General features: G+C 42.5%; 1 protein-coding gene. It reads left to right on the top strand.

Annotation, left to right across the window (positions count from 1 at the left end; genetic code table 11):
* Positions 1 to 258: 258 nt before the first annotated feature.
* A complete protein-coding gene (locus F6K22_RS37385; protein WP_293109836.1) occupies positions 259 to 2703 on the top strand; it encodes a calcium-binding protein in 2445 nt (814 codons plus the stop codon).
* The last annotated feature ends 274 nt before the right edge of the window (positions 2704 to 2977 follow it).

Here is a 2977-nt window from a genome sequence, read left to right as displayed (position 1 = left end):
TTTTCCCAATCTTCAATCCTCTCGGTTTTAACCTTCTTGTAATTATCAATTATCCATTATCAATTATCAATTAATGAAAGCGCTTTTCAGATTAATCAGCTCGTGTCATAAGCAAAACCTAGTAGGGACGTTCCATGGAACGTCCCTTTGAATTTCAGGCAAAAGAAATCAACCAAGATTAATCTAAATTTTTCCGGATGGGAAACAACTACTAATGCTTAATTAAACAGCAAACTAAATTTAAAAGTCAAACAAATTATGGCTACAATTACAGTCACCAGTCTCAATGATAGTGGAGCAGGTTCCCTAAGACAAGCAATTATTGACGCCTCCGCAGGTGATACGATTCAATTTGACCCCAGTCTAGGTGGTGGCACTATCGCCCTCGCTAGTGAACTATTAATAAATAAAGACCTCATCATTGATGGTGATGAAAACAACCCAGTCACTATAGATGCAGGAGGACAGACGACGGGTGAATTTCGTGTATTTAATGTTGATGATGGCAACGACCAGAACCAAGCTCAAGTTACCATTGATGGAGTAAACATTACAGGTGGATATGCTCGTGTTATTGGGAGTAATAGTAATAACGGTAATCAGAATGATGGTGGTGGTATATTAACAAATGAAGCACTCACCCTCAGTAATAGTACAGTTACAGGCAACATAGCAGCAGATAATGCTGGTGGTTTGTACGTTAACGATCTAGGTAGCGCAAATGTTGTCAATACCACTATTAGCAATAACCAATCTAACTATGACGGTGGTGGTATCTTTGCCTTTGGTAATACAAACATTACTAATTCTACTATCAATAACAACATAGCAATTGATACATTATCAGTAGAAGGTGACGGTGGTGGTGTCGCTGTATTTGGTACTACAACTATTACTCAAAGTACCATCAGTGGTAACACTGCAGGCGGTCAAGGAGGTGGTGTTTACGTCAAAGATTCCGTCACTGCGACAATTTCTAATAGCACCATTACTAATAATACCTCACAGACTCGGACGCTAGACAATAATGGCACTGGCGGTGGTTTGGCGAGTTTCGGTACTGTTGATACAACTGTTACCTCTACTATTATTGCTGGTAACTTTTATCAGCCTGCTGGTGGGACTCAGGTTAATAATGATGTTGACGAATTAACTGGCGCCAGCAACTCCATCCAAAGTGGAGGCAACAACTTAATTGGTACAGGAAACGCTAATGCTCGTTTCAACGCTACAGGCGACCAAACCGGAGTCACTAACCCTGGTCTAGATCCTCTTGCTGATAACGGAGGACTCACTCAAACCCATGCTTTACAAGTTGGCAGTGCTGCTATTAATGCTGGCAGCAACCCTCTTGGTCTGACTACTGACCAAAGAGGTACTGGTTTCCAGCGCGTTGTTAATGGTGTTGCTGATATTGGTGCCTTCGAGTTTGGGAACCCCGACCCTACCGACCCTACCGATCCTACTGACCCTACTGATCCTACTGACCCTACTGACCCTACCCCAAATACCATTTTTGGTACTGGAAATGGTGAGACTATTAACGATGATGGTCAGAATAATAGCATTGATGGTCTGGGAGGAGCAGATACTATCACCGGTGGGGGAGGTAATGATACCCTTAATGGTGGTACTGGTAATGATATCCTTGATGGTGGTACTGGTAATGATATCCTTGATGGTGGTACTGGTAGCGATCAACTGAATGGTAATGAAGGTGATGATACCCTTGATGGTGGTACTGGTAATGATATCCTTGATGGTGGCGACGGTAGAGACAGTATCCTAGGTGGTACTGGTGTTGATGAATTACAAGGTGGTGACAATAACGACACTCTTGAGGGTGGTATAGGTAACGATACACTGACTGGTGGAAATGGTGCTGATACTTTCGTATTACGTTCTGGTGATGGCAATGACCAGATTCCTGATTTTAACCCTGGTACAGATGAGCTATTATTGGATGGTTTGACTTTCAGTGACGTTACTGTAATTCAAGATGGTACTAATACTATTATCCGGGAGACTGCAACATCACAAGATTTAGCAACTTTAATAGATACTCAAGCTGCCGATCTTGATAGTAGTAATTTTGAGTTCCCAGATGGCATTGTTGGTACTGGAGGCGATGATACGATTGAGGGTAATGCTCAAGATGACCTAATCCAAGGTTTGGATGGAAACGATAGTCTCAGTGGTCGTGGTGGAGCAGATGAATTGCTCGGTGGTACTGAAAATGATATCTTGGAGGGTAATGCAGGTAATGATACTCTCATGGGTGAGGCTGATAATGATGTCCTCCGAGGTGGTGGAGGTCAAGACATTCTCCTAGGTGGTGACGGTATCGATCTCTTACAAGGTAATGGCGATAGAGACGAACTCATAGGTGGTGCTGGTGATGATAACTTACAAGGTGGTGGCGGTAACGACACTCTTGATGGTGGTAGTGGTAACGATGCTCTAACTGGTGGCAACGGTGCTGACAGTTTCATATTGCGCTCTGGTGATGGTAGTGACGCTATTTTCGATTACCAAGATGGTACAGATAACTTCTTGTTAGATGGTCTGACTTTCAGTGACATAACTGTAGTTGCTAGTGGTGGTAATACTATTCTCCAGGAGACTGCAACATCACAAGATTTAGTAACTTTGTTTGGTATTGCTCCTACAGCTATTGATGCTAGTGATTTTGCTACTATCTAGTTGAGATTAGCCCTCTTTTTCAAAGTCTAACTGATTTTTAAATTGATTATTAAAGCGATCGCCTCTCTCAAATCAAAGGGGCGATCGCTTTTGGCAATGTCCAGAATTAACCAAAATAGCCTATAATATCAAATCCACTTAATTCAGTATAAAAAAATGTTCACTTCGCGAGCGCTATTACCAAATATTTCTAGCTCTCCCCATCTCCCAATCTCCCAATCTCCCCATCTCCCAATCTCCCAATCTCCCCATCTCCCAATCTCCCAATCTCCCA

The sequence above is a fragment of the Okeania sp. SIO2F4 genome, assembly GCF_010672385.1.
In the GTDB taxonomy this organism is placed as follows: domain Bacteria; phylum Cyanobacteriota; class Cyanobacteriia; order Cyanobacteriales; family Microcoleaceae; genus Trichodesmium.
Note: the sequence above shows the minus strand (reverse complement) of the source record. Positions and strands in the feature narration are given on the sequence as shown.

What these genes read in the sequence shown, in the direction of transcription:
- F6K22_RS37385 (WP_293109836.1), top strand. Translation starts at nt 259, where the DNA reads ATGGCTACAATTACAGTCACCAGTCTCAATGATAGTGGAGCAGGTTCC.